Source organism: Janibacter hoylei PVAS-1, from assembly GCF_004025845.1.
In the GTDB taxonomy this organism is placed as follows: Bacteria; Actinomycetota; Actinomycetes; order Actinomycetales; family Dermatophilaceae; genus Janibacter; species Janibacter hoylei.
In genome coordinates this window covers 275,288-297,622 of record NZ_PIPF01000001.1, presented here as the reverse complement: position 1 = coordinate 297,622, position 22,335 = coordinate 275,288, and the positions used below count along the sequence as shown (strand labels likewise).

Below are 22,335 nucleotides of genomic sequence, written 5' to 3'. Positions count from 1 at the left end.
TGCGGGAGCCTCCCTGCGGCGACGCCCTGATCCTCGTCCCCATGCTCGCGCGCCGGGCCCACGTCGTCCACATCCTGCGCCGGGCGCGGCTGTGCTCCCTTCGCCTCGGTGAGGCTGGACGCACGGGCCCACCGACCGTGGTGGGCGGGGAGTGAGGACAGCATCATGAACGAAGTCGAGATCACCGTCGCCGGCCGGGTCGTCGCCGACCCCGAGCACCGCGTCACGGGCAACGGACGCACCTTCACGACCTTCCGGGTCGCGTCGACGGTGCGCCGGCGCAACCGTGAGGGCGTCTTCGTCGACGTGTCGACGAGCTTCTACAACGTCGCCGCCTTCCGGTCCCTCGGGATGAACTCGCACGTGTCGCTGCGCAAGGGGGACCCGGTCGTCGTGCGGGGTCGCCTGACGATCAACACCTGGCAGCGCGCCGACGAGTCGTGGGGCAGCTCGGCCGACATCGAGGCGATCAACCTCGGGCACGACCTGACCTTCGGGACGACGGAGTACGCCAAGGCCGCCGGCCGTGGAGTCGTCGACAGCCTCGCCGAGCAGGCGGGCGCTGACGGCTTGGCCCGCATGACCGAGCGGATGGAGCGGTCCGAGGGGCCGAGCTGGGCCGTGCCCGAGGCGGGGCCGACGGGGGCCGACGTGGACGGAGACGAGGCGACCCACGACGAGGAGGCCGAGGTGGGGGTGCCGTCACCGACCTGAGGGCAGCGACCGATTCGGGCGCGGGGGCAGGAGTGGATAGCCTGCCCCCATGGCCGACTACATCTACACCATGGTTCGTGCGCGCAAGGCGCACAACGAGAAGGTCATCCTCGATGACGTCTCGATGTCCTTCTTCCCCGGAGCCAAGATCGGGATGGTCGGGCCCAACGGGGCCGGCAAGTCGACCATCCTCAAGATCATGGCCGGGCTCGACCAGCCGAGCAACGGCGAGGCCCAGCTCAAGCCGGGGGCAACCGTCGGCATCCTGCTCCAGGAGCCGCCGCTCAACGAGGACAAGACCGTCCTGGGCAACGTCGAGGAGGGTGCGGGCGAGATCAAGGCCAAGCTCGACCGCTACAACGAGATCTCCGAGCTCATGACCGAGCCCGACGCGGACTTCGACGCGCTCATGGAGGAGATGGGCAAGCTCCAGGAAGACATCGACCACGCCGACGCATGGGACCTCGACTCCCAGCTCGAGCAGGCGATGGACGCCCTGCGGTGCCCGCCGCCGGACGCCGACGTCACCCACCTGTCCGGTGGTGAGCGTCGCCGGGTCGCGCTGTGCAAGCTGCTGCTGCAGAAGCCGGACCTGCTGCTCCTCGACGAGCCGACCAACCACCTCGACGCCGAGTCGGTGCTGTGGCTCGAGCAGCACCTCGCCTCCTACCCGGGCGCCGTCGTCGCCGTGACGCACGACCGGTACTTCATGGACAACGTCGCCCAGTGGATCGCCGAGGTCGACCGCGGTCGGCTCTACCCCTATGAGGGCAACTACTCGACCTATCTGGAGAAGAAGCAGGAGCGCCTGCAGATCCAGGGCAAGAAGGACGCGAAGCTCGCCAAGCGACTCAAGAACGAGCTCGAGTGGGTGCGCTCCAACCCCAAGGCCCGCCAGACGAAGAACAAGGCCCGGCTGGAGCGCTACGAGGAGATGGCGGCGGAGGCCGACCGGACCCGCAAGCTCGACTTCGAGGAGATCCAGATCCCGCCGGGCCCGCGCCTGGGCAGCAAGGTCATCGAGGTCTCGGGTCTGAAGAAGGGCTTCGGCGAGCGGGTCCTCATCGACGACCTGTCCTTCACCCTGCCCCGCAACGGCATCGTCGGCATCATCGGCCCCAACGGCGTCGGCAAGACGACCCTCTTCAAGACGATCGTGGGCATCGAGGAGCCGGACGCCGGCACCGTCGACATCGGTGAGACGGTCAAGCTGTCCTACGTCGACCAGAACCGCGGCGGCATCGACCCGGAGAAGAACGTCTGGGAGGTCGTCTCCGACGGGCTCGACCACATCCAGGTCGGCCAGGTCGAGATCCCTTCGCGCGCCTACGTCAGCCAGTTCGGCTTCAAGGGCCCCGACCAGCAGAAGAAGTCGGGCGTGCTCTCCGGTGGTGAGCGCAACCGCCTCAACCTCGCGCTCACCCTCAAGCAGGGTGGCAACGTGCTGCTCCTCGACGAGCCGACCAACGACCTCGACGTCGAGACCCTCGGGTCGCTCGAAAACGCGCTGCTCGACTTCCCCGGCTGCGCCGTGGTCATCTCCCACGACCGGTGGTTCCTCGACCGCGTCGCGACGCACATCCTCGCCTACGAGGGCACCGACGACGACCCGGCGAGCTGGTACTGGTTCGAGGGCAACTTCGAGGGCTACGAGGCCAACAAGGTCGAGCGTCTTGGCGAGGAGGCGGCTCGCCCGCACCGCGTGACGCACCGCCGCCTCACCCGCGACTGAGTCACCGCTGCACGACCACGGGCGCTCGCCCCCACCACGGGGACGGGCGCCGGTCGCGTCGCGTCAGCGCAGCTCGGCCTCGACGAGGTCGGCCGCCCGGGCAGCGCGCGGGCGGCCGCCGCGGCGGTGTCCAGCCGTCGGGCCACGCCGAGCTCGACGAGGGTGTCGGCGAGCAGGATCGCCAGCTGTGGCACCCACCGGCGCGCCTCCAGGCCCGTCGGGAGGTCACCGATCGCGTCGAGGTCGGTGCGCCGTCCGACCTGGAGGACGAGGTGCCAGCCCGGACGACCGCCGAAGGCCGTGACGCACTCCCTGTAGAAGTCCGGCCGGTCGGTGTAGCTCGACCCGGTCGGCGTGGGGCTGCATGGCGCGTGGGACGAGGGCGAGGGCCCGCGGCGGGACGCCGGCGAGGTCGCGCTGGGCCGGGTCGTTGACGCCCTCGAGACGGTGCCCGCGCCGGACGAGCTCGCCCAGGATCTCGAGACTGGGCAGGGTGTGGCTGACGGCGTCGACGCCGAACATGACGATGTGGGCCATGCCCCGTTGGTGGCCGGGCAGCAGGTCAGGGCGGCACCGAATTGCCGCCGCCCAGCGGGCACGAGTGCTCCGCGACGTAGTGCGGGCGACCGCCGCGCTGCTCTCGGGAGACGAACACGGTCACCTCGTGGGCGCACCACGCGGGGCCGACGTAGTCGCCCAGGGTCGCGAGCCACGGCGTGGCGTCGACGGGGTGCCGGGACCGGGCCAGGGTCAGGTGGGGCGTGTACGGACCGCCTGCGGTCGGGGCGCCGGCAGCGCTGCAGGCCCGTCGGGTGCGCAGGGCCAGGTCAGTGAGGTCGTCGAGGGCGCCGGGGGCGTCGGCGCCGAGTCCGAGCCACGCCACGCGCGCCTCGTGGGTGTCCGGGAAGAACCCGGCCCCGACGAGGCGCAGGTGCAGGGGAGGGGAGGCGGTCGCCTCACGGGTGATCGCGTGGACGACGTCGTCGAGCCCGTCGCCCGGGACCTCTGCCATGAAGGCCAGCGTGACGTGCCACAGGTGCGGTGGCGTCCAGCGCAGCACTGGCTCACCTGCACGGCGGGGCACGAGGAAGGCCTCGAGGTGGGCCCGGGCCGGCTCGGACGGGACGATCGCGGCGAAGACACGCACGCCGCCATCGTCCCTCACCGTCGGGCCACACGCGGTCACCAGCGCCGGTAGCGTGCGCGGCATGGCGTCACTCGTGGAGCAGCTGGACGGACGCACCCACGTCGTGGGGGAGGTCTTCGCCGGCGGGCTCGGCGAGGAGGAGCGTCTCACCGGGGTCGAGCTGGTCGACTGCACCTTCCGCGACGCGTCGTGGGCCGGGTCGACCCTCGCCGGCGTGCACCTCGACGGGTGCAGGTTCGAGCAGGTCGACCTCTCCCGGGTGCGGCTGCCCGATGCGGTCGTCGACGGGTGCACCTTCACCGGCTGCAAGGCACTCGCGACCTCGTGGGCGATGCAACGGTCGCCGGTCATCGCGCCCGACCCGAGTCGCTGGGTCGACTGCCAGCTGTCGTTGGGCGGCTTCGGCGGTCTCGACCTGACCGGCGCCGCCTTCGAGCGGTGCGTCCTCGACGAGGCCGACTTCGACGACGCGGTCCTGCGCGAGGTCGTCTTCGACGAGTGCTCCCTGGCCGGTGCCAGGCTCGTGAGGGCGGACCTGCGTGACGCCGACCTGCGCTCGGCGCGCGACTACGTCGTCGACGCGCGTGAGACGCGGGTCGAGGGCCTGCGCGTGGACCCGGCGGGGGCGCTGGGCCTGCTCACCCCCTTCGGCGTCGTCGTCGACTGACCGGCTCAGCGGCGCTCGTCGGCCTGTTGGCTCGACCAGGCGCGGTCGGCCGCCATGATGCTCGCCGGCGAGTCGAGGTCGACGCCGGCGCGGGTCGCTGCGCGCCGCACCCGTGGTGAGTCGAGGTCGGGGCGCCGCACCGTCTTGGGCGTGATGCGTCGGTCCGCTTCGGCACGTGGTCGCTGGCGGGCCGTCTGCTCGGCGGCGCCGGCATCTGCGCGTGCTGTCGTCGCGGGAGTCACCGTGACCGCGGCGCCCGTGAGGGGTGCGCCGGCGAGGGGGCTGTACCCGTCGCGGTGACCGGCGGTGTTGGGGTGGTAGCTCTCGCTGATCGGGTTGCTCAGGCCGTTGACCCACTCGGGGTCGTCGCACACCGCGTGGCCGGTGAAGCGGGAGGTCGGGTCGACGAAGGTGAAGCCTGCAGACGTGGCTGCCGTCCGCAGCCGGGCGTTGAGCAGGTCGGCCGTGCCATTGAGCCGGGTCTGCTCCTCCGGCGCGAACCAGGTGAGGGCGTTGCAGTCCTCGCCCATGAAGAGGCGCGGGTAGCCCACGACGACGACGCTGGCGCTGGGCGCCTTGGTGCGGATGGAGCCGAAGAGCGTGGAGAGCCGGCCCGGCAGGGTCGAGGTGATCGTGGACTGCGCGGTGTCGATCGCGCCGTTGCAGTCGCTCGACCAGCCCGGCAGAGCGCACTCGGTGAGCACATCGGCGAAGCCCGCGTCGTTGCCGCCGACGGAGATGCTCACCCGGTCGGTCGAGGACGACAGGGCCCCAGCTGAGTCGCCGCGACGTCGGCTGTCGTCCAGGTAGCTGCCGGTGCCGGTGCCGGAGGAGTAGGAGTCGCCGAGGGCGACGTAGCGGTCGCCCGGGGCGCGTCGGGTGTCAGTCCCCGCGGGCGCCGACGAGACGCAGTGCGAGGGCGCCGTAGGTCTGCGCGATCGAAGCCGGCGTGGTTCGCTTGATGCCGGGGTGGTACCAGCGGGCGACGTCGACGACGAGGGAGAGTGCGGCGAGGGCCGTGGCCCGCACGTCGCTCACCGCGAACTCGCCGGTTGCCACACCGTCGCTGATGATCGCCTCGACGACGCCGTCGATCTCCCTCCGCAGGGTGAGCACCTCGCGCTGGTGGTCGGGGGAGAGGTGGCGGAACTCGTACTGGACGATGCGGGCGACCTGGTGCTGCTCGGCGTGCCAGCGGGCGAAGGCCGAGATGACCTCCTGCAGGGCGTCGGTCGGGGAGCCCGCCTCGGCGGCGGCCGCGGCGAGGGCATCGCGGGCACCCTCGTGCCCGACGCGACTGAGCTGGAAGAGCAGGTCCTCCTTGCTCGCGAAGTGGACGTAGACCCCAGCGGGTGACAGGCCGGCGCGCGAGGCGATGTCGCGCGTGGTGGTGGCGTGGAATCCCTTGTCGGCGAAGGCATCCGCTGCGGCCTCGAAGAGCCGCACGACGGTGGGGTTGTCATGCGCCGGGAGCGAAGGGGTAGGCGTCGTCACGTTGACAGCATGCCTCTTGGCGACGACACTAAGCAAGCGCTTAGTGCGATGTCGCACACCACGTCCCAGGAGAGGTGACCATGCCCCGCAACATCTACGACGAGGACCACGAGTCCTTCCGTTCCTCCGTCAAGGAGTTCGTCGACCGCACGCTCGTGCCGCGCGCGGAGTCGATGATCGCCGAGCACACCATCCCTCGTGAGGTGTGGCTCGAGGCCGGCAAGCAGGGCTTCTTCGGCCTGACGATCCCCGAGGAGTTCGGCGGCGCCGGCATCGACGACTACCGCTTCAACGCGGTCCTGGCCGAGGAGCTCGCCAAGTTCAACGTCGCGGTGTCCTCGTGCTTCGGCATCCACGCCGACATCACCGCTCCGTACATCGTCGCCCTGGGCACCGAGGAGCAGAAGCAGCGCTGGCTGCCGCAGGTCGCCACCGGCGAGAAGATCCTCTCCATCGGCATGACCGAGCCCAACGGTGGCTCCGACCTCGCCGCACTGAAGTCCACGGCGGTCAAGGCCGACGACGGCTCCGGCGACTGGATCATCAACGGCTCCAAGACCTTCATCACCAACGGTCACCAGTGCGACCTCGCGGTCGTCGCGATCCGGACCGACCCCTCCAAGGGCGCCAAGGGCATCTCCCTCTTCGTCCTCGAGAAGGAGGACGAGGGCTTCACCAAGGGCCAGCCCCTGGACAAGGTCGGCCAGCCCGAGTCCGACACCTCCGAGCTCTTCTTCGACAACGTGCGTGTCCCCGCCGACCGCCTGCTCGGGCCCGAGGGCATGGGCTTCATCTCGATGATGCAGAAGCTCCCGCAGGAGCGCCTCGGCAATGCCGTGGGCTGCGTCGCGCACGCCCAGCAGATCCTCGAGGAGACGATCGAGTACACCAAGGAGCGCAAGGCCTTCGGTCAGCCGATCGGCTCCTTCCAGCACAACAAGTTCAAGATCGCCGAGCTCGTCACGAGCCTCGAGGTCGCCCAGGCCTACGTCGACGACTGCGTCGCCGCGCACGCCGAGGGCAAGCTCTCCGCCGTCGACGCCGCCAAGGCGAAGTGGTGGGCCGCCGAGACCCAGAGCAAGGTCCTCGACGAGTGCGTGCAGCTGCACGGTGGCTACGGCTACATGAACGAGTACCGCGTGGCCCGCGCCTGGCGCGATGCCCGGATCAACAAGATCTGGGCGGGCACCAACGAGATCATGAAGGAGCTCATCGGCCGCGACCTGGGCCTGTGACGCCAGACGCATGCGAGGTCGTGGGCGACGAAGGAGCCTGCGGCTGCGCGGAGTCGGCGGAGCAGGCCCCAAGAATCGGTCTGTGACACCGGGCTAGCGCCACACGGCAGGCCCACCCCGTGAGACGGGGTGGGCCTGCCTTCGTCTTCCCTGCGTGATTTGAGACACTGGGAGACCAGCGAGGCGAAAGGAGCCCGGTGAGCACCACAGCGCACGTCATCACGGTCTCGAACCGGGTGAGCGCCGGCGAGCGGGAGGACCTGTCGGGTCGCACCGCGGTCGAGCTCCTGGAGGCGGCCGGCCTCGAGACGACGACGAGTGTCGTTCCGGACGGCGCGGACGAGGTCGAGTCCGTCCTGCGCGCCTCCATCGCGGCGGGGTACCGCCTGATCATCACCAGCGGTGGTACCGGCGTGACGCCCACCGACCGGACGCCGGAGGGCACGGCCCCGGTCCTGGACCGGGAAGTCCCCGGTCTCGCCGAGCTGCTGCGGGCCGAGGGCTCGCGGCACACTCCCTTCGCCGCGATCTCCCGTGGACTGGTCGGTGTCGTGGACGCCTCCCCGGACCACCCGGGTGCCCTCGTCGTCAACCTCCCCGGCAGCCCCACGGGGGTCCGTGAGGGCCTGGACGTGCTCCTGCCCCTCGTCGAGCACGTCCTCGACCAGATCGCCGGAGGCGACCACTGATGGCACACACCGCGTGGATCGCCACCGACCCGATCGACCTGACGGCCATGCTCGCGAGCGTGAGCGGGCCGTCCCACGGAGCCGTCGCGAGCTTCGTCGGGCAGGTGCGCGACCACGACCCCGAGGCCACGGGCGAGGTGGTGGCGCTGCGCTACACCTGCCACCCGGACGCCCAGCGCTTCATCGAGGAGATCGTCTCGGCGACGATCGTCCGGCACGACCCGCAGGGCTTGGCCGAGGTGCAGGCGACCCACCGCGTCGGTGACCTCGACGTCGGTGACCTGGCGCTCGTCGTCACCGTGGGCAGCGCCCACCGGGGTCTCGCCTTCACCCTCTGCCGCGCCGTCGTCGAGGCGGTCAAGCACGAGCTGCCGGTGTGGAAGCAGCAGTTCGAGGCCGATGGCTCGCACGCCTGGTCGGGGCTGAGCTGCTGATGTCCCGCCCGCTGATCGATCCCCACGGTCGCGTCCACCGCGACCTGCGGGTCTCGCTGACCGACAAGTGCAACCTGCGCTGCACCTACTGCATGCCGGCCGAGGGCCTGCCCTGGCTGCCCAAGGACGAGCTGCTCACGACCCCCGAGCTGCTCACCCTCGTCGAGGCGGCGGTCACGGCGGGCATCACCGAGGTGCGTCTCACGGGTGGCGAGCCGCTCGTGCGCCCCGATGTCGTCGAGATCGTCTCGGGCATCGCGGCGATGGAGGGCCCGCAGGGCCGTCCCGAGGTGTCGATGACGACCAATGGTCTGGGCCTGGCCAAGATCGCGCCGGCGCTCAAGGAGGCCGGTCTGACCCGGGTCAACGTCAGTCTCGACACGCTGCACCCAGAGCGCTTCCACGAGATCACGCGTCGTGACCGCTTCGACGACGTCGTCGCCGGCATGGCGGCCGCCCACGAGGCCGGGCTGCGGCCGGTCAAGGTCAACTCGGTGCTCCAGCGTGGCATCAACGACGACGAGGTCGTCGACCTGACGCGGTGGGCGGTCGAGCGCGGCTACGAGCTGCGCTTCATCGAGCAGATGCCGTTGGACGCCCAGCACAGCTGGGAGCGTACGGAGATGATCACCGGGCAGGAGATCCTCGCGTCGCTGCGTGCCGAGTTCGACCTCGAGGAGCTGCCCGGGCGAGGGGCCGCCCCGGCCGAGCGCTTCCGCATCGACGGCGGCCCGGCGACGGTGGGTGTCGTCGCCTCGGTGACGATGCCCTTCTGCGGGTCGTGCGACCGGCTGCGCCTCACGGCCGACGGCCAGCTGCGCAACTGCCTCTTCGCCAACGGCGAGACGGACCTGCGTGGGCCGCTGCGCTCCGGCGCGACGGAGGAGGAGATCCATGCTCTCGTGCACGAGTGCCTGGCGCTCAAGCTGCCCGGCCACGGGATCAACGAGCCCGGCTTCCTCCAGCCGCCGCGTCCGATGAGCGCCATCGGCGGATGACTCACCCCCCGGCGAAGGGGGGCAGCACGTCGATCGTCGCTCCGGCGGTGACCGGTGTGGAGTCGTCGTCGACGTAGCGGCCGGCGTGCAGCACGGAGCACCGCTCGAGGACCTCGCTCAGCCGATCCCCGTGCGCCCGACGGGCAGCCGCGAGCACCTCTCCGACTGTGGCGCCGTCGAGCTGCTCCTCGTCGGTGCCGGCCGCCTCGGCGGCGCCGGCGAAGTACCGGATCGTCGTGCTGCTCATGCCTGCTCCGTCCTCGACGCCGGGGGCAGCGTCGACTCGAGGTGCGATCGTAGGGAGTCCAGGTCGACCGGGCGGCCCTGCTCCTGCAGGCGCCCGACGGCCAGGCCGAGGATGTAGGCGCCGACCGGCGCCATGGGCCGCTCGAAGTCGTGCGCGATGGTCTTCGTCATCGCGAGGATGCTGCGCACGTCGACGGCCTCGGGGTCGAGCCCCAGTGCGGCGCAGGCGTGCTCGATCCAGTCGGCCCAGCGCTCCTCGGCCGGTCCGTCGTCGGTCCGGGTGCTCATCGCTCGTCCTCCTGCTGGGTGGGCTCGTCACGGGGCTCGAGCCGTTGGGCCCACGCGGCGAGGTCGGCCCAGGTGTCGATGTCGGCGACGTCGGCGCGGCTCGCCGGCACGGTGACGAGGGTCGCCTCGGCGAAGAGCTCGTGGAGGGCCCGGTCGCGCGGTGAACCCAGCCGCTCGAGGCCGCGGCGCAGCGTGCTCGTGCGGTGGATACCGAGCAACCACTGGGGGCGGTCGTCGGCGTCGGCCAAGCACCAGCCGTCGTGGTCATCGGTCGTGACGTCCGTGCTGCGGACCGCCCACGACCACGCGGCGAGCAGTCGACCCAGCGCGGGGAGGGGGTTGGCCAGGTCGCACGACGCGACCAGGGTCCACTCGGCGGCTCCGCCGGCGGCGTCCAGGGCCGACAGCCCGGCGGCGACGCCTGCGACGGGTCCGCCCCGGGGCGGGTCCTCGAGCGTGCGGTGGACACCGTCGGGGACGGCGACGTCACCGACGACGGTGATGGTGTCCGCGTCGGCCACGGCGACGAGCACCCGGTCGAGCAGGCGCTGGCCGTCGAGCTCGAGGTCGGCCTTGCTCGCGCCGCCGAGGCGGGAGCCGGTGCCGCCGGCGAGGATCACCGCGTCAAAGGGGGTGGGCTCGCTCATGCGCCCTCCCGCATCCACGTGCCGCTGCGGCCGCCGGTCTTCGTCAGCAGCCTGATGTCGGTGATGTGGGCGCTGCGGTCGCGACCCTTGACCATGTCGACGACGGCCAGCGCGGCGACCGAGACGCTCGTCAGGGCCTCCATCTCGACGCCCGTGCGGTCCGCGGTCCGGACGGTCGCGGTGATGTCGACGCCGTCGTCGGTGATCGCCAGGTCGACGACGGCTCCGTGCACGCCGATGACGTGCGCGAGGGGCAGCAGCTCGGGTGTCTTCTTCGCCGCCTGGATGCCGGCGATGCGGGCGACGGCGAGGACGTCCCCCTTCGGTACGGAGCCGTCCCGCAGGAGCGCGACGGTCTCTGCTGAGGTCACCACGCGGCCTGCGGCGGTGGCCGATCGGATCGTCGGCTGCTTGTCGGTGACATCGACCATGCGGGCGTGGCCCGCGGTGTCGAGGTGGGTCAGCGGGTGGTCCATCTACAGGCTCCTGACCCCGACGAGGTCGCCGGGCTCGACGGTGTCGGTCTCCTCGTCGACGACGGCCAGCGCGTGGGCGCCACCGAGCGAGGTGGCCATGTGCGAGGCGGATCCCCGCCGGTGGGCCGGGGTGGCGACGAGGCGTCCCTCGTCGTCGCTCGTGAGGCGCACGGGGACGAACTGCCGGCGTCCCTCGGGGGATCGCCAGCCGGTGCCGGCGACCGCGAGCGTCGCACCGCCGGGTGCCTCGCGGCCGAGCAGGCGGTCGATCACGGGCCGGCCGAAGACCTCGAAGGAGATCGCGGTGCTCACCGGGTTGCCGGGGAAGGCCAGCACGGGCACGCCGTGCCACCGGGCCCAGCCCTGTGGCTTGCCGGGTTGCATGCGCACGTGGCGGAAAACCCCGTCCGCGGACTCCTGCAGGACGATGCGGGAGACGTCGAAGTCACCCACGCTCACCCCGCCGGTGAGGATGATCAGGTCGCTGCCCCGTGCGAGCTCGTCGAGGCCCGAGGTGAAGGCCGCCCGCTCGTCCCCGAGGACGACGGGTCCGCGCACCTCGACCCCGAGCTCGGTGAGGGTGGCGGCGAGGTGGGTGCCGTTGGACTCGAAGATCTGGCCCCGCTCCAGCGCCCCACCGGGGGCGACGAGCTCGTCACCGGTGGCTGCGACGGCGACGACCGGGCGGCGTCGCACGGAGACGGCGGCGGTGCCGGCGGCCGCGAGCGTGCCGAGCACGCGTGCGGTGACCGTCACCCCGGCGTCGGCGACGACGTCATCGGCCCGCACGTCCTCGCCGGCGCCGCGCAGGTGCTGTCCGGGCTCGACGGTCCCGGTGATGGTCACGCTGTCGTGGCCGCCGTCGGTGAGCTCGACCGGGACGATCGTGTCGGCGTCCGTGGGCACGGGTGCGCCGGTCATGATGCGCACGCACTCGCCGGCGGCGAGGGCGGGGTCGAGCGAGGATCCGGCGGCGACCGCACCGACGACGCGCAGCGTGCTCGTCCCGTCGGTGAGGTCGGCGTGGCGCACGGCGTAGCCGTCCATGCCCGAGTTGGCGAAGGCGGGCACATCACCGCGGGCCCGCACCGGCTCGGCGAGGACCCGGCCGAGGGCCTGGGCCAGGGGGACCTGCTCGGTGTCCGTGAGTGGCCCGCTGCCGGCGAGCAGGTCGGTGAGCAGCTCCTCGCGGTACTCGTCGACGGTCAGCAGGACGCGGGCGGTGGGGCCGGTCATGAGTGGGACTCCTGGGCGAGCGGGACCGGGTCGGGCCAGGCGAGCATGCCGCCGTCGAGGACGTGCAGCTGCACGAAGCCGCGGGCACGCAGCGTGGTCGCCGCGAGTCGGGCCCGCGCCCCGGAGTGGCACACGAGCACGATGTCACGGTCGGTCGGCAGCCCGGCGCTGGAGGCCGGGTCACCCGTGAGGGTCGGCACGGGGATGTGGACGGCGCCGGGGACGCTGCCGGCAGCCAGCTCGTGCGCCTCACGCACGTCGAGGACGAAGGGGGCGTGCGCCCCGGAGAGCTGGTCGGCCAGGTCGGCAGAGGAGACGAGGGGGGTGCCCCCGGGCTCGGCGTCCTCGACCGTGGCGGGCAGGACCGCCTGGGGGCGGGTGCGTGGCCCGCGAGCGACGAGGGGCAGCTCGCGCTGGGTGGCGGCGAGCACGTCGACGAAGAGCAGCCGGCCGAGGAGGGGCGCACCGACACCGGTGATGAGCTTGATCGCCTCGGTCGCCATCATCGAGCCGACCTGGCCGACAAGTGGTCCGACAACGCCGGCGTCACCGCAGGCGGGCACCGACCCGGGGGCCGGTGGTCGCGGGAAGAGGTCGCGCAGCCCCGGGGCGGGGTGGCCCTCCGGCGCTGCGGTCCAGAAGACGGTGAGGTGGGCCTCGGTGCGGTAGACGGCTGCCCAGACGAGAGGGACACCGAGCTCGTCGCAGGCGTCGGCCACCGCGTAGCGGGTCTCGAAGTTGTCGCTGCCGTCGAGCACGATGTCGTGGTCGGCGAGCATCGCGGCGGCATTGTCGGCAGTGAGGTGGTCGGTGATCCCAACGATCTCGACGTCGGGGTTGACGGCCCGCACCCGCTCGAGGGCGCTGTCGACCTTGGGCCGACCCACGTCGGCGCTCGAGTGGATGACCTGCCGCTGCAGGTTGGTCTCGTCGACCACGTCGTCGTCGACGACGGTGATCCGACCGACGCCGGCCGCAGCCAGGTAGAGCAGCGAGGGGGAGCCGAGTCCACCGGCCCCGATGACGGCGACGCGGGCCGCGAGGAGGCGACGCTGGCCCCCTTCGCCGATGGCGGGCATGAGCAGATGGCGCGAGTAGCGGCTCACCTGCTCCCCGGTCAGCGCCGGTCCGGGGGCAACGAGCGGTGGGAGGCCCATGTACCGACCGTAGTTCACCAGTGCTGCGGGTCGCTGCCCGGTCTCATCGCGCCGTGCGACCCCCGCTCAGCCCACGGGCTTGATCCGCACCATGGCCTCCTGGGCGATGGTCGCGACGAGGACACCCTCCTCGGTGAAGACCTTGCCGACCATGAGCCCGCGACCGGAGCGGGTCGAGGGCGACTCCTGGTCGTAGAGCAGCCAGGCGCCCGGGTCGACGGGGCGGTGGAACCAGATGGTGTGGTCGATGGTCGCCGGCGTCAGCCCGGGCTCGGACCAGGTCAGACCGTGGGCCCGCAGCATGCTGTCGATCGGCGTGTAGTCCGAGGCGAAGGCGAGGACGGCACACCGGGTCAGCTGGTCGTGGGGGAGCTGGGCGATGGTCCGGAACCACACCCGCTGGTGACCGTCCTGCTCGGGGGCCGGCGCCATCATGATGTCGCCGTCGACGTAGCGGTGGTCGACGGGCCGGGTGGCGACGTACTTGGCGCGCGGGTGGTCGATGGCGCCGTAGCTGTCGCCGATCGACTCGAGCTCGTCGGGGCCGGGCACGTCGGGAGCCTCGACCTGGTGGTCGAGGCCGTCGGAGGGGTCCTGGAAGGACGCGGTCATCGACAGGATCGGGCGTCCGTGCTGCAGCGCGTGGACACGACGGGTCGAGAAGGAGCGGCCGTCGCGCATCCGCTCGACGGCGAAGCGGATCGGCAGGTCCGAGTCCCCGGGACGCATGAAGTAGGCATGCAGCGAGTGCGGCATCCGGTGCGGCATCTCGGGGAGGACGGTGCGCCCGGCCGCCATGAGCGCCTGCGCGAGCACCTGTCCGCCGAAGACCCGCCCGTGCGGCATGGCGATGCTCTCGCCCTCGAAGACGTCGGCCGAGCTCGCGCCGAGCTCGCCCACCCCGTCGGCCCCCTCGACGCGGATGGTCGCGTGACCGACCTCCTGGAGCTCGAGCGTCGCCAGAGCGGTGCTCAGGTTGATGCGCTGTGCCTGCTCGACGGAGTCTGCGGCCATGGTGCTCCTCGGTGTCACGTGGTCAACGGACCGAGCCTAGGCGAGAGGGGTGCCCGGGGTCAGCATCGGTCTACCGTGCGGACCGCGCGGGCTCACCCGTCGACGGCGAGGGCGAAGGGGAGGACCTCCCGTGCTCCGGCCCGACGCAGGGCCCGAGCCGCCGTGGTCATCGTCCACCGGGAGTGGACGACGTCGTCGACGAGGAGGACCGGTCCGGTGAGGCCCGGGAGCTGGTGGGCGAGCTCGGGGTCGACGGTCAGCCGCTCCCACACCCCGGCGAGGCGGTAGGCGGAGTTGCCGCCGGGCTCGCCCACGGGTCCGCCCTCGACGGGGGTGAGCGCACCGAGCACCGGCAGCCGGCCGATCTGCCCGAGCTGATCGGCGAGCGAGGTGACGAGTGTCGGACGAGACCGCGAGGGGACGACGACGATGCCGGCGGGGCGGGTCTGCCACCCCCACTCGGCGAGCACCCGGACGACGGCGCGGACCACCTCGTCCGGTACCGGCTGGTCCTCGGAGAGGAGCTCGCGCAGCCGTGGGCCCCAGCCGAGGTCGGTGACGCGCGCCAGGGCGCGGCCGGGCGACATGGCCTCGTCGGCGGGGATGCGTCCCTTGACCGGGACCCCGAGACGGTCCATGCCGCTGGGCCACTGGGCCCGCGGGTCGAGGTCGACACCGGTCCGGTCGAGCGTGGAGCGGGCCGAGCCGAGTGCGTCGTCGGCCACCTCGGCGTCGATCCAGGGCCCGGCGCAGCGGTCGCATCGGCCGCAGTCCTGTGCGCTCGCGTCGTCGAGGGTGCGCTGGAGGAAGGCCATCCGGCATCCGGTGGTGTCGATGTAGTCGAGCATGTGCTGCTGCTCGGCCTCACGGGCGGCGGCGACCCGCTCGTAGCGCTCCGCGTCGTAGACCCACGGTTGGCCGGTGCCGATCCAGCCACCGCTCACCCGCTGGACTGCGCCGTCGACGTCGAGCACCTTGAGCAGCAGCTCCAACCGCGTGCGGCGGATGTCGACGATCGTCTCGAGGGCACCCGTCGACAGGGGACGGCCGGCCTCGGCGAGCGCGGTGATGACGGCGGCGGCCTGGTCCTCGCGGGGCATGGACGAGGAGGCGAAGTGCTTCCAGATCGACACGTCGTCGTGCCCGGGCAGCAGGACCACGTCGGCCCGCTCCGTGGCGCGGCCGGCGCGACCGACCTGCTGGTAGTAGGCGACGGGCGACGAGGGGGCACCGAGGTGGACGACGAACCCGAGGTCGGGCTTGTCGAAGCCCATGCCGAGGGCGCTCGTCGCGACGAGGGCCTTGACCCGGTTGTGGCGCAGGGCCTCCTCCATCGACGCCCGCTCCTCCGCGTCGGACCGGCCGGTGTAGGCGGCGACCTCGTGGCCGGCGGCCTGCAGCGCGGCGGCGACGTCCTCGGCAGCGCTCACCGTCAGGGTGTAGATGATGCCGCTGCCCTCGAGCCGGCCGAGTTGGGTGGTGAGCCAGGCGAGGTGGCGGTCCATCCCGGACCGTGGGAGGACGGCCAGCCGGAGGCTGTCGCGGGCGAGCGGCCCGCGGACGGTGAGGACCTCGCCCTCGGTGCCGGCTGCCAGCTGCTCGGCGACGTCGTGGACGACGCGCTCGTTGGCCGTCGCGGTCGTCGCGAGCACCGGGGTGCCCGCGGGGAGCTCGCCGAGCAGGTCCTTGATCCGGCGGTAGTCGGGGCGGAAGTCATGGCCCCAGTCGCTGACGCAGTGCGCCTCGTCGACGACGAGCAGACCGCACCGCCGGGTGAGGTCGGGCAACTGCTCGGCGCGGAACCGGGGGTTGTTGAGCCGCTCGGGGCTGACGAGCAGGACGTCGACCTCGTCGCGGGCGAGCCGGCCACGGACCTCGTCCCACTCCTGGGCGTTGGCCGAGTTCATCGACACGGCGCGCACGCCGGCCCGCTCGGCGGCGGCGATCTGGTCGCGCATGAGCGCGAGCAGCGGCGAGACGATCAGCGCGGGGCCGGCTCCCTTCGCCCGCTGCAGGCGTGAGGCGACGAAGTAGACCGCGGACTTGCCCCACCCGGTGCGCTGGACGACGAGCACCCGCCGCCCACCCCCGACGAGGGCCTCGATCGCCTCCAGCTGTCCGTCGCGGAAGGTGACGTCGTCGCGACCGACGAGCTGCCGCAGGACAGCGGTCGCGTCGTCGTGGAGGGAGCTGGTCTGTGTGGTCATCGTGGTCAACCGTAGGTCAGCCCACCGACGACGAGCCGGCCGCCGACGGGGGATGGGGATGACCGCGACGGTCGGTGGGAGGATGTGGACATGACGAGCGAGACCACCGAGCCGGGGGCCTTCACGGCCGAGATCGGCCTGCGCTGGGGCGACATGGACGCCTACGGCCACGTCAACAACGTCCAGTACCACCGGCTGCTCGAGGAGGCCCGGATCCGCGCCTTCGGCCGCTGGTTCCACGCCAGCGGTGGTGACAGCATGCTCCGCTCGGGGGTGCTCCTCGCCCGACAGGAGATCGAGTTCCTCGAGCAGCTCACCTATCGTCCCGAGCCGGTGCTCATCGACATGTGGGTCACCGCCGTCGGCGGAGCCAGCTGGGACATGGGCTACACCATCCGTGACGAGGACGTCGTCTTCGCCCGCGCCGAGTCGACCCTCGTCGCCTTCGACCTGGCCACGCAGGGTGCCCGTCGGCTGACCGACGACGAGCGCGCCGCCCTGAGCGCCCAGCTCGGCGGACCGGTGCCGATGCGACGGCGCCGATGACCTCCCTTCGTCTCGTCGACGAGGAGAGCGCCGCCGACCTCGCGACCTACCTCGCCCGGGCCCGCCGCGTCGACGAAGGGGGCTTCGTCCGTCTCCAGGCCGTCGGCCCCGTGCTCGCGGCGTGGACCTGCGTGCTGCCGGGGCGCGGCCTGACCAACTCCGGGCTGGTGCTCGGTCTGCGGACCTTCGCGCTCGCGGAGCCCACGCAGCGCGATCTCACCGTGCCCATCGGTGCCGTGACCGACCGCCTCGCTCGCGGCGGTGTCGAGCTGCAGGACCCGCCGGTCCTGGCCTCGCCCGGGTGGTCGGCGGTCAGTCCGCCCCGGTCGGGCTGGGAGCGCGTCGGTCAGGTGCCCGACACGGCGCTGCAGGACCACGCTCGCGACGGGATCGCCGAGATCGCCCGCGGGGTGCCGGAGGGGGCCGGCTCCGCCGCCGTCGCCGACCTGCGCGCCCGCGTCTGGATGCGGCTGACCGACACGGTGCCCCCGGTGCCTGCGGGCACCGCCTTCGCGCTCCACGCGCTCGGCTTCCTGCGGCCCGCGCCGGAGGCCCGGGCCGAGGTGCACGCGCTCGGGCCGTGGACCCGGGTCTCGACCGACCGGGGCTTCGTCATCGCCCGCTGACCCGGTCGTCGGCGCCCCCATAGGCTGGGGGCGTGGACGATCACCTCGCCGACCTGCCCACCGACATCGACGACGCGGCCCTCGCGGCGGCCCTGACCCGGCAGGCGGCGATGCTCGCCGCCCGCATGCGCTCGGAGGGCCTGCGCGCGCAGCACAAGACCTCGATCTCCGACGTCGTCACGGCCGCTGACCACGCGGCCGAGGAGCTCGTCGAGAGCACCCTGCGTCGCCTGCGCCCCGACGACGGCATCGTCGGGGAGGAAGGCGCCGAGGCGCCGTCCCGCTCCGGCCGGACCTGGGTCATCGACCCGGTCGACGGGACCTACAACTTCCTCTCCGGGCTCGGCACCTGGTGCAGCGCGCTCGCCCTGCGCGACGGCGAGGGCCTCGTGCTCGGCGCCGTCCACCAGCCAGCGGTCGACGAGTCGTGGATCGGCGGTCGTGGCCTGCCGACGCGCCTCAACGGCACCGCGGTGGGTGAGCTGGCCGACCTGCCGCTGGCCGAGGTCGCCATGGCGACCTATCTCCACCCCGCCGTCCTGCCCGACGACTCCCTGCGCGAGCCCTGGCTCGCGGCGCTCTCCGGCGCGGCCACCGTGCGGATGTTCGGCTCCGGCTCGTGCGACCTCGCGGCCGTCGCGGCCGGGCGCCTCGGCGTCTGGGCCCAGCAGTCGGTCCCCGAGTGGGACTGGCTGCCCGGCGCAGCGCTCGTCACCGCCGCCGGCGGGCGCGCCGATCAGGTCGAGGCCCGCGGGCACGTGTGGAGCGTCGCCGGTCGGCCGACGGCCGTGGGCCAGGTCGCCGCGGCGCTGCAGTCCTGACGCGCAGCTGCGGGTCCCGAGGCAGCGGCGCCGGCCGCACACCGTCACGGGCGAAGCGGGTGGCCCCGCTCCGCGAGCACGTCCCGCAGGATGTCGATGCGGTCGGTGACGATGCCGTCGACCCCGAGGTCGAGCAGCCGGTGCATCTCGTCGGGGTCGTCGATGGTCCACACGTGCACCTGCTTGCCCAGCGCGTGCGCGGCGGCGACGAGGCGGGGCGTGACGAGGGTGATGCTCGCCCGTCCGACCCGCTGCGAGACCGGGATCTGCAGCGCCTGCGAGGGGGAGCGGAGCAGGCGGGTCACCACGCGGGGCAGCAGCCGTGTGAGCGCGACGTCGCGCGGCCCGGCCGAGGTGGCCAGGCGTGGGCCGAGGTCGCGGCGCACGAGCCGGAGCCGGGCGTCGTCGAAGGACCCGATGCACACCCGGTCGGTGGCGTCATGGCGGCGGATGGCGTCGACGAGCGGCCCGATGGCCCCCGGCGCCTTGATGTCGATGTTGAAGCGTGCTTGGGGGAAGGTCTCGAAGAGCTCGTCCAGCGTGGGGACGGCGTCAAGGCCGTGGATGCGGGCTGCGGAGATTTCGCTCCAGGGCAGCTCGGCGATGGCACCGCAGGCGTCGGTCACCCGGTCGAGCACGTCGTCGTGGAAGGCGACGAGCTGCCCGTCGGCCGTCGCGTGAACGTCGGTCTCGAGGTAGCGGTAGCCGAGGTCGACGGCCTGCCGGAAGGCGTGGACGGTGTTTTCGCGACCGACGTTGGGGGCGTAGGTCGAGCCGCCCCGGTGCGCGAGCGCGAGCGGCGTCGCCTGGTCAAAGTAGGGGTAGTCGCTCGCGGACCTCACGTGGTCACGCTACTCGTCGGGACGGGCACCCCGTCGTCCCCAGGGCTCAGTGCTCGGCGACGCAGAACTCGTTGCCGTCGGGGTCGGCCATCGTCACCCACCGGAAGTCGCCCATCCGGCGCGGCTCGACGACCGAGGCGCCGACGCCGGTGAGCCGCTCGACCTCGGCATCGAGGTCAGATGCCCCGAGGTCGAGGTGCAGCCGGTTCTTCCCCGGCGTCGGGTCGTCGACCCGCTGGAAGGAGAGCATCGGGCCACCGGGCAGCTGGACGGTGACGAACCACCCGTCGTTGGTCTCGCGGACCTCTCCGCCCGTCTGCTCGGCCCACCAGGTGCCGAGCCGCAGGGCGTCCGTCGTGTCGGTCGTGATCATGCCGAGCGTGAGGGTCATGCCCCGACCGTAGCGACGGCCTCTGACTGCGGTCGAGACCTCAGTCGATGAAGGCGTCGATCCGCTCGATCGTCGCCGCCGTCACCGCCGCCTCGTACCCGGGGAGGTCGGGGTCGGTGAAGAGGTGGCCGTGGCCGGGTGCCACGTGGTCCTCGAAGGGAGCCCCGCTCGCCTCGACCGCCGCCCCCAGCAGGGACACGTCCGATGGGGCGATCCACGGGTCGTCGGCGTGGCGGTGCACCTGCACCGGCACGCCGGACCAGTCGTGCCGCGGGGCCGCGACGGAGTGGAGCAGGATCGCGGCGCGGGCGCGTGGACGACGTGCGGCGAGCCGCTGGGCGAACCACGCGCCGAGCGAAAATCCGGCGAGCACCGTCACCGGCGGTAGGGCCGCGGCGAGCTCGCGGACGGTCTCGAAGTACTCGGGGTGGGCGTCGCGGTGCGCGATGCCCGGCGCCTCCTCGTCGAAGACGTGCCCCTCGTAGTAGTCGGGGACGGTCACCTCGTGGCCGCACTCGCGCAGCAGGTCGGCGAAGGCGTGCACGCCCGGCCGCAGCCCGAGGGCGGAGTGCAGGAGCAGGACGTCGGCCATCAGGGCAGCTCGGCCCAGACGGCCGTGTCGGCGGGGACCCGTCCGTCGACGAGCTCGCCGGAGGCGACGAGGACGCTGGCGCCCTCGGGCAGCCCGATCTGCTCGGTGGAGAGGTTGGCCACGACGAGGGTGCGGGCCCCGTCCGGTGCGGTGGCGACGTAGCCGAGGACGTCGTCGCCCGGCCCCTCGACCTCGGCGAGGGCCGCCAGCCCGAGGCGCCGCTCGCGGCGCAGCCGCAGGAGGGTGCGGTAGAGCTCGAGCGTCGACCCCTCGACCCCGGTCTGGGCGTCGACCGCCAGGTCGGAGTAGGCCGCCGGCTGAGGCAGCCACGCGGCACCGGTGGGGGAGAAGCCCAGGGCGGGGGCGCCCTGCTCCCAGGCCATGGGGACACGGCAGCCGTCACGCCCGAGCTCCACTCCGCCGGTCCGGGCGAAGGTCGGGTCCTGGCGCACCTCGTCGGGCAGGCTCGTGTGCTCGGGCAGGCCGAGCTCCTCGCCCTGGTAGACGTAGGCGCCGCCGGGGAGGGCGAGCATGAGCGTCGTCGCCGCACGGGCCCGGCGCAGGCCGCGCTCGGCGTCCGGCTGCGGGTCGTCGGCGCCGATCCCGTTGGGGCGGGGTCGACCGTCGGGCAGCCCGAAGCGGCTCGCGTGGCGCAGCACGTCGTGGTTGCTCAACACCCAGGTCGACGGGGCACCGACGGAGTCGTTGGCCGCGAGCGAGCGGCGGATCGCCGCGCCCAGCGGACCGGCCTGCCACTGGGTCTCGAGGAAGTCGAAGTTGAAGGCCTGGTGGAACTCGTCGGAGCGCACGTAGCGGGCGAGCCGGTCGGCGGGGTTGACCCAGGCCTCCGCGCACATGATCCGGGCCGGTTCGCCGTAGCCGTCGAGCAGCTCGCGCCATGCCCGGTAGATCTCGTGGACCCCGTCCTGGTCCCAGTAGGGGGCCTCGTGGGTCACCTCCATGAGCCCGCCGGGGTGCTTGCCGAAGCTCGGGAAGGTCTGGTCCTTGACGAGGCCGTGGGCGACGTCGACGCGAAATCCGTCGACCCCGCGGTCGAGCCAGAAGCGCAGCGTCGTCTCGAAGTCCTCGCGCACCTGCGGGTTGGTCCAGTCGAGGTCGGGCTGGCTCGGGTCGAAGAGGTGGAGGTACCACTGCCCGGGGGAGCCGTCGGGCTCGGTCACCCGGGTCCAGGCGCCGCCGCCGAAGTTGGCCAGCCAGTCCGTCGGGGGCTGCGACCCGTCGTCGCCGAGCCCGTCCCGGAAGACGTAGCGGGCCCGCTCGGGGCTGCCGGGGCCGGCGGCCAGGGCCTGCTGGAACCACGCGTGGTCGGAGGAGGTGTGGTTGGGCACGAGGTCGACGACGACGCGCAGCCCGAGCTCGTGGGCCCGGGCGATCATCGTGTCCGCGTCGGCGAGGGTGCCGAAGAGCGGGTCGACGTCGCGGTGGTCGGCGACGTCGTAGCCGGCGTCGCGCTGGGGCGACCGGTAGAAGGGGGAGAGCCACACCGCGTCGACACCGAGGTCACGCAGGTGCTCCAGCCGGGAGGTGATGCCCGGCAGGTCGCCGACGCCGTCGCCGTCGCCGTCGGCCCACGAGCGCGGGTAGATCTGGTAGATCACGGCATCGCGCCACCACGGGCTGTCCGCGGGGTCGGCGGCGTGGATCTCGTGGGTCGGCAGGGTCGCGGTCACAGGCGCTGTCCGTCCTCGTCGGCGTTGACGAGCGTGTCGGCGGCTCGTCGGAAGTAGTCGCGCATCGCGGCGTCGTGGGCCTCGGGCAGCTCGAGGCTGTCCATGGCCGCCATCATGTGCCGCATCCACCGGTCACGCATGTCCGGGGTGACGGCATAGGGCACGTGCCGCATGCGCAGTCGGGGGTGCCCGCGCTCCTGGCTGTAGGTGCCGGGCCCGCCGAAGTACTGCTCGAGGAACATCCGCAGCCGCACCTCCGCCGGCCCGAGGTCCTCCTCGGGGTAGAGGGCTCGCAGCGGCTCGTCGCCGGCCACGCCCTCGTAGAAGGCACGCACGAGGCGCACGAAGGTCTCGTGCCCCCCGACCTGCTCGTAGAAGCTGTCTCCGGGCTGGGCGAACATGCCCGTCAGTCTGTCAGGTGCGCCCACCACTGCCCGAGGGGCGG

25 protein-coding genes and 2 pseudogenes are annotated in these 22,335 nt (G+C 72.6%); 10 read left to right on the top strand and 17 right to left on the bottom strand.

What is annotated here, in order from left to right; genetic code table 11:
- The first annotated feature begins 165 nt into the window (after positions 1-165).
- Together CWN80_RS01505 and ettA are read left to right on the top strand one after the other, a co-directional pair.
- On the top strand, positions 166-714 hold the full coding sequence (locus CWN80_RS01505) for a single-stranded DNA-binding protein (protein ID WP_007925963.1): 549 nt from the start codon (positions 166-168) through the stop codon (positions 712-714).
- Between the two features lie 49 nt (positions 715-763).
- Positions 764-2,446 (top strand): energy-dependent translational throttle protein EttA, encoded by a 1,683-nt coding sequence (gene ettA, locus CWN80_RS01500; RefSeq protein WP_007925964.1) that lies wholly within the window; start codon positions 764-766, stop codon positions 2,444-2,446.
- Between the two features lie 101 nt (positions 2,447-2,547).
- On the opposite strand, the pseudogene CWN80_RS16065 reads toward ettA, so the two are convergent.
- Both CWN80_RS16065 and thpR read right to left on the bottom strand, forming a co-directional pair.
- A pseudogene (locus CWN80_RS16065) lies at positions 2,548-2,851 on the bottom strand (hypothetical protein); the annotation flags it as partial.
- A gap of 157 nt (positions 2,852-3,008) precedes the next feature.
- Entirely contained in the window at positions 3,009-3,593 is a 585-nt protein-coding gene (gene thpR / locus CWN80_RS01490) for an RNA 2',3'-cyclic phosphodiesterase (protein WP_007925966.1), read from the bottom strand.
- A 61-nt stretch (positions 3,594-3,654) separates the two neighbouring features.
- Between thpR and CWN80_RS01485 the strand changes: the two genes are divergently transcribed.
- Positions 3,655-4,260 carry a pentapeptide repeat-containing protein gene (locus CWN80_RS01485; protein WP_007925967.1) on the top strand — a complete coding sequence of 202 codons (606 nt, stop codon included), beginning with the start codon at positions 3,655-3,657 and terminating at the stop codon, positions 4,258-4,260.
- Between the two features lie 5 nt (positions 4,261-4,265).
- Here CWN80_RS01485 and CWN80_RS01480 read toward each other — a convergent pair.
- Positions 4,266-5,075: pseudogene (locus CWN80_RS01480) on the bottom strand (SGNH/GDSL hydrolase family protein); the annotation flags it as partial.
- Positions 5,076-5,142: 67 nt separating this feature from the next.
- Positions 5,143-5,754 (bottom strand): TetR/AcrR family transcriptional regulator, encoded by a 612-nt coding sequence (locus tag CWN80_RS01475; RefSeq protein WP_169330587.1) that lies wholly within the window; start codon positions 5,752-5,754, stop codon positions 5,143-5,145.
- An 80-nt stretch (positions 5,755-5,834) separates the two neighbouring features.
- On the opposite strand from CWN80_RS01475, the gene CWN80_RS01470 reads away from it, so the two are divergent.
- The 4 genes from CWN80_RS01470 to moaA all read left to right on the top strand — a co-directional run bounded on the left by CWN80_RS01470 (position 5,835) and on the right by moaA (position 9,110).
- Complete coding sequence (locus tag CWN80_RS01470) at positions 5,835-6,989, top strand: acyl-CoA dehydrogenase family protein (RefSeq protein ID WP_007925975.1); 1,155 nt, start codon at positions 5,835-5,837, stop codon at positions 6,987-6,989.
- 197 nt (positions 6,990-7,186) lie between these two features.
- Positions 7,187-7,678, top strand: a complete 492-nt coding sequence (locus CWN80_RS01465; RefSeq protein WP_007925977.1) for a MogA/MoaB family molybdenum cofactor biosynthesis protein — start codon at positions 7,187-7,189, stop codon at positions 7,676-7,678.
- Entirely contained in the window at positions 7,678-8,112 is a 435-nt protein-coding gene (locus CWN80_RS01460; protein ID WP_007925979.1) for a molybdenum cofactor biosynthesis protein MoaE, read from the top strand. Before CWN80_RS01465 ends, CWN80_RS01460 begins: the two co-directional genes overlap by 1 nt.
- A complete protein-coding gene (gene moaA, locus CWN80_RS01455; RefSeq protein ID WP_007925981.1) occupies positions 8,112-9,110 on the top strand; it encodes a GTP 3',8-cyclase MoaA in 999 nt (332 codons plus the stop codon). The genes CWN80_RS01460 and moaA overlap by 1 nt, the downstream gene beginning before the upstream one ends.
- Position 9,111: 1 nt before the next feature.
- Here moaA and CWN80_RS01450 read toward each other — a convergent pair whose 3' ends face one another.
- The 8 genes from CWN80_RS01450 to CWN80_RS01415 all read right to left on the bottom strand — a co-directional run bounded on the left by CWN80_RS01450 (position 9,112) and on the right by CWN80_RS01415 (position 16,381).
- The gene (locus CWN80_RS01450) at positions 9,112-9,357 is read right to left on the bottom strand and encodes a MoaD/ThiS family protein (RefSeq protein ID WP_007925982.1); all 246 of its coding nucleotides are present in this window, start codon (positions 9,355-9,357) and stop codon (positions 9,112-9,114) included.
- Positions 9,354-9,644 carry a DUF6457 domain-containing protein gene (locus CWN80_RS01445; protein WP_007925984.1) on the bottom strand — a complete coding sequence of 97 codons (291 nt, stop codon included), beginning with the start codon at positions 9,642-9,644 and terminating at the stop codon, positions 9,354-9,356. The genes CWN80_RS01450 and CWN80_RS01445 overlap by 4 nt, the downstream gene beginning before the upstream one ends.
- Entirely contained in the window at positions 9,641-10,291 is a 651-nt protein-coding gene (mobA, locus tag CWN80_RS01440; protein ID WP_007925986.1) for a molybdenum cofactor guanylyltransferase, read from the bottom strand. The genes CWN80_RS01445 and mobA overlap by 4 nt, the downstream gene beginning before the upstream one ends.
- Positions 10,288-10,767 (bottom strand): cyclic pyranopterin monophosphate synthase MoaC, encoded by a 480-nt coding sequence (gene moaC / locus CWN80_RS01435; protein WP_007925987.1) that lies wholly within the window; start codon positions 10,765-10,767, stop codon positions 10,288-10,290. Before moaC ends, mobA begins: the two co-directional genes overlap by 4 nt.
- A complete protein-coding gene (locus tag CWN80_RS01430; RefSeq protein ID WP_007925989.1) occupies positions 10,768-12,003 on the bottom strand; it encodes a molybdopterin molybdotransferase MoeA in 1,236 nt (411 codons plus the stop codon). It abuts the gene before it with no gap.
- The gene (locus CWN80_RS01425; RefSeq protein WP_128276757.1) at positions 12,000-13,160 is read right to left on the bottom strand and encodes a ThiF family adenylyltransferase; all 1,161 of its coding nucleotides are present in this window, start codon (positions 13,158-13,160) and stop codon (positions 12,000-12,002) included. Before CWN80_RS01425 ends, CWN80_RS01430 begins: the two co-directional genes overlap by 4 nt.
- Before the next feature lie 66 nt (positions 13,161-13,226).
- Positions 13,227-14,174 (bottom strand): acyl-CoA thioesterase, encoded by a 948-nt coding sequence (locus CWN80_RS01420; RefSeq protein ID WP_007925995.1) that lies wholly within the window; start codon positions 14,172-14,174, stop codon positions 13,227-13,229.
- Between the two features lie 92 nt (positions 14,175-14,266).
- Positions 14,267-16,381 carry a RecQ family ATP-dependent DNA helicase gene (locus CWN80_RS01415; RefSeq protein WP_007925997.1) on the bottom strand — a complete coding sequence of 705 codons (2,115 nt, stop codon included), beginning with the start codon at positions 16,379-16,381 and terminating at the stop codon, positions 14,267-14,269.
- Between the two features lie 90 nt (positions 16,382-16,471).
- Here CWN80_RS01415 and CWN80_RS01410 point away from each other — a divergent pair, with 90 nt between their 5' ends.
- The 3 genes from CWN80_RS01410 to CWN80_RS01400 are packed head-to-tail and all read left to right on the top strand — an operon-like array spanning position 16,472 to position 18,374.
- A complete protein-coding gene (locus tag CWN80_RS01410; RefSeq protein ID WP_007925999.1) occupies positions 16,472-16,927 on the top strand; it encodes an acyl-CoA thioesterase in 456 nt (151 codons plus the stop codon).
- Positions 16,924-17,553: a DUF8185 domain-containing protein gene (locus CWN80_RS01405; RefSeq protein ID WP_007926000.1), complete on the top strand. Its 630-nt coding sequence runs from the start codon at positions 16,924-16,926 to the stop codon at positions 17,551-17,553. Before CWN80_RS01410 ends, CWN80_RS01405 begins: the two co-directional genes overlap by 4 nt.
- A gap of 32 nt (positions 17,554-17,585) precedes the next feature.
- Positions 17,586-18,374, top strand: a complete 789-nt coding sequence (locus tag CWN80_RS01400; RefSeq protein ID WP_007926001.1) for an inositol monophosphatase family protein — start codon at positions 17,586-17,588, stop codon at positions 18,372-18,374.
- Between the two features lie 44 nt (positions 18,375-18,418).
- Here the strand turns inward: CWN80_RS01400 and CWN80_RS01395 are convergent, their stop codons facing one another.
- The 5 genes from CWN80_RS01395 to CWN80_RS01375 are packed head-to-tail and all read right to left on the bottom strand — an operon-like array spanning position 18,419 to position 22,291.
- Positions 18,419-19,216: a glycerophosphodiester phosphodiesterase family protein gene (locus tag CWN80_RS01395; protein ID WP_128276756.1), complete on the bottom strand. Its 798-nt coding sequence runs from the start codon at positions 19,214-19,216 to the stop codon at positions 18,419-18,421.
- A gap of 46 nt (positions 19,217-19,262) precedes the next feature.
- Positions 19,263-19,607 carry a VOC family protein gene (locus CWN80_RS01390; protein WP_007926005.1) on the bottom strand — a complete coding sequence of 115 codons (345 nt, stop codon included), beginning with the start codon at positions 19,605-19,607 and terminating at the stop codon, positions 19,263-19,265.
- Positions 19,608-19,647: 40 nt separating this feature from the next.
- Positions 19,648-20,199 carry a dienelactone hydrolase family protein gene (locus CWN80_RS01385; protein WP_051987892.1) on the bottom strand — a complete coding sequence of 184 codons (552 nt, stop codon included), beginning with the start codon at positions 20,197-20,199 and terminating at the stop codon, positions 19,648-19,650.
- The gene (locus CWN80_RS01380) at positions 20,199-21,890 is read right to left on the bottom strand and encodes a glycoside hydrolase family 13 protein (RefSeq protein ID WP_128276755.1); all 1,692 of its coding nucleotides are present in this window, start codon (positions 21,888-21,890) and stop codon (positions 20,199-20,201) included. The genes CWN80_RS01385 and CWN80_RS01380 overlap by 1 nt, the downstream gene beginning before the upstream one ends.
- Complete coding sequence (locus CWN80_RS01375) at positions 21,887-22,291, bottom strand: globin (protein ID WP_007926007.1); 405 nt, start codon at positions 22,289-22,291, stop codon at positions 21,887-21,889. Before CWN80_RS01375 ends, CWN80_RS01380 begins: the two co-directional genes overlap by 4 nt.
- Between the last annotated feature and the right edge of the window lie 44 nt (positions 22,292-22,335).

Coding starts and splice junctions, on each gene's coding strand:
- CWN80_RS01505 (WP_007925963.1), top strand. CDS start 166: ATGAACGAAGTCGAGATCACCGTCGCCGGCCGGGTCGTCGCCGACCCC.
- ettA (WP_007925964.1), top strand. CDS start 764: ATGGCCGACTACATCTACACCATGGTTCGTGCGCGCAAGGCGCACAAC.
- CWN80_RS01485 (WP_007925967.1), top strand. CDS start 3,655: ATGGCGTCACTCGTGGAGCAGCTGGACGGACGCACCCACGTCGTGGGG.
- CWN80_RS01470 (WP_007925975.1), top strand. CDS start 5,835: ATGCCCCGCAACATCTACGACGAGGACCACGAGTCCTTCCGTTCCTCC.
- CWN80_RS01460 (WP_007925979.1), top strand. CDS start 7,678: ATGGCACACACCGCGTGGATCGCCACCGACCCGATCGACCTGACGGCC.
- moaA (WP_007925981.1), top strand. CDS start 8,112: ATGTCCCGCCCGCTGATCGATCCCCACGGTCGCGTCCACCGCGACCTG.
- CWN80_RS01450 (WP_007925982.1), bottom strand. CDS start 9,357: ATGAGCAGCACGACGATCCGGTACTTCGCCGGCGCCGCCGAGGCGGCC.
- CWN80_RS01445 (WP_007925984.1), bottom strand. CDS start 9,644: ATGAGCACCCGGACCGACGACGGACCGGCCGAGGAGCGCTGGGCCGAC.
- mobA (WP_007925986.1), bottom strand. CDS start 10,291: ATGAGCGAGCCCACCCCCTTTGACGCGGTGATCCTCGCCGGCGGCACC.
- moaC (WP_007925987.1), bottom strand. CDS start 10,767: ATGGACCACCCGCTGACCCACCTCGACACCGCGGGCCACGCCCGCATG.
- CWN80_RS01430 (WP_007925989.1), bottom strand. CDS start 12,003: ATGACCGGCCCCACCGCCCGCGTCCTGCTGACCGTCGACGAGTACCGC.
- CWN80_RS01425 (WP_128276757.1), bottom strand. CDS start 13,160: ATGGGCCTCCCACCGCTCGTTGCCCCCGGACCGGCGCTGACCGGGGAG.
- CWN80_RS01420 (WP_007925995.1), bottom strand. CDS start 14,174: ATGGCCGCAGACTCCGTCGAGCAGGCACAGCGCATCAACCTGAGCACC.
- CWN80_RS01415 (WP_007925997.1), bottom strand. CDS start 16,381: ATGACCACACAGACCAGCTCCCTCCACGACGACGCGACCGCTGTCCTG.
- CWN80_RS01410 (WP_007925999.1), top strand. CDS start 16,472: ATGACGAGCGAGACCACCGAGCCGGGGGCCTTCACGGCCGAGATCGGC.
- CWN80_RS01405 (WP_007926000.1), top strand. CDS start 16,924: ATGACCTCCCTTCGTCTCGTCGACGAGGAGAGCGCCGCCGACCTCGCG.
- CWN80_RS01390 (WP_007926005.1), bottom strand. CDS start 19,607: ATGACCCTCACGCTCGGCATGATCACGACCGACACGACGGACGCCCTG.
- CWN80_RS01385 (WP_051987892.1), bottom strand. CDS start 20,199: ATGGCCGACGTCCTGCTCCTGCACTCCGCCCTCGGGCTGCGGCCGGGC.
- CWN80_RS01375 (WP_007926007.1), bottom strand. CDS start 22,291: ATGTTCGCCCAGCCCGGAGACAGCTTCTACGAGCAGGTCGGGGGGCAC.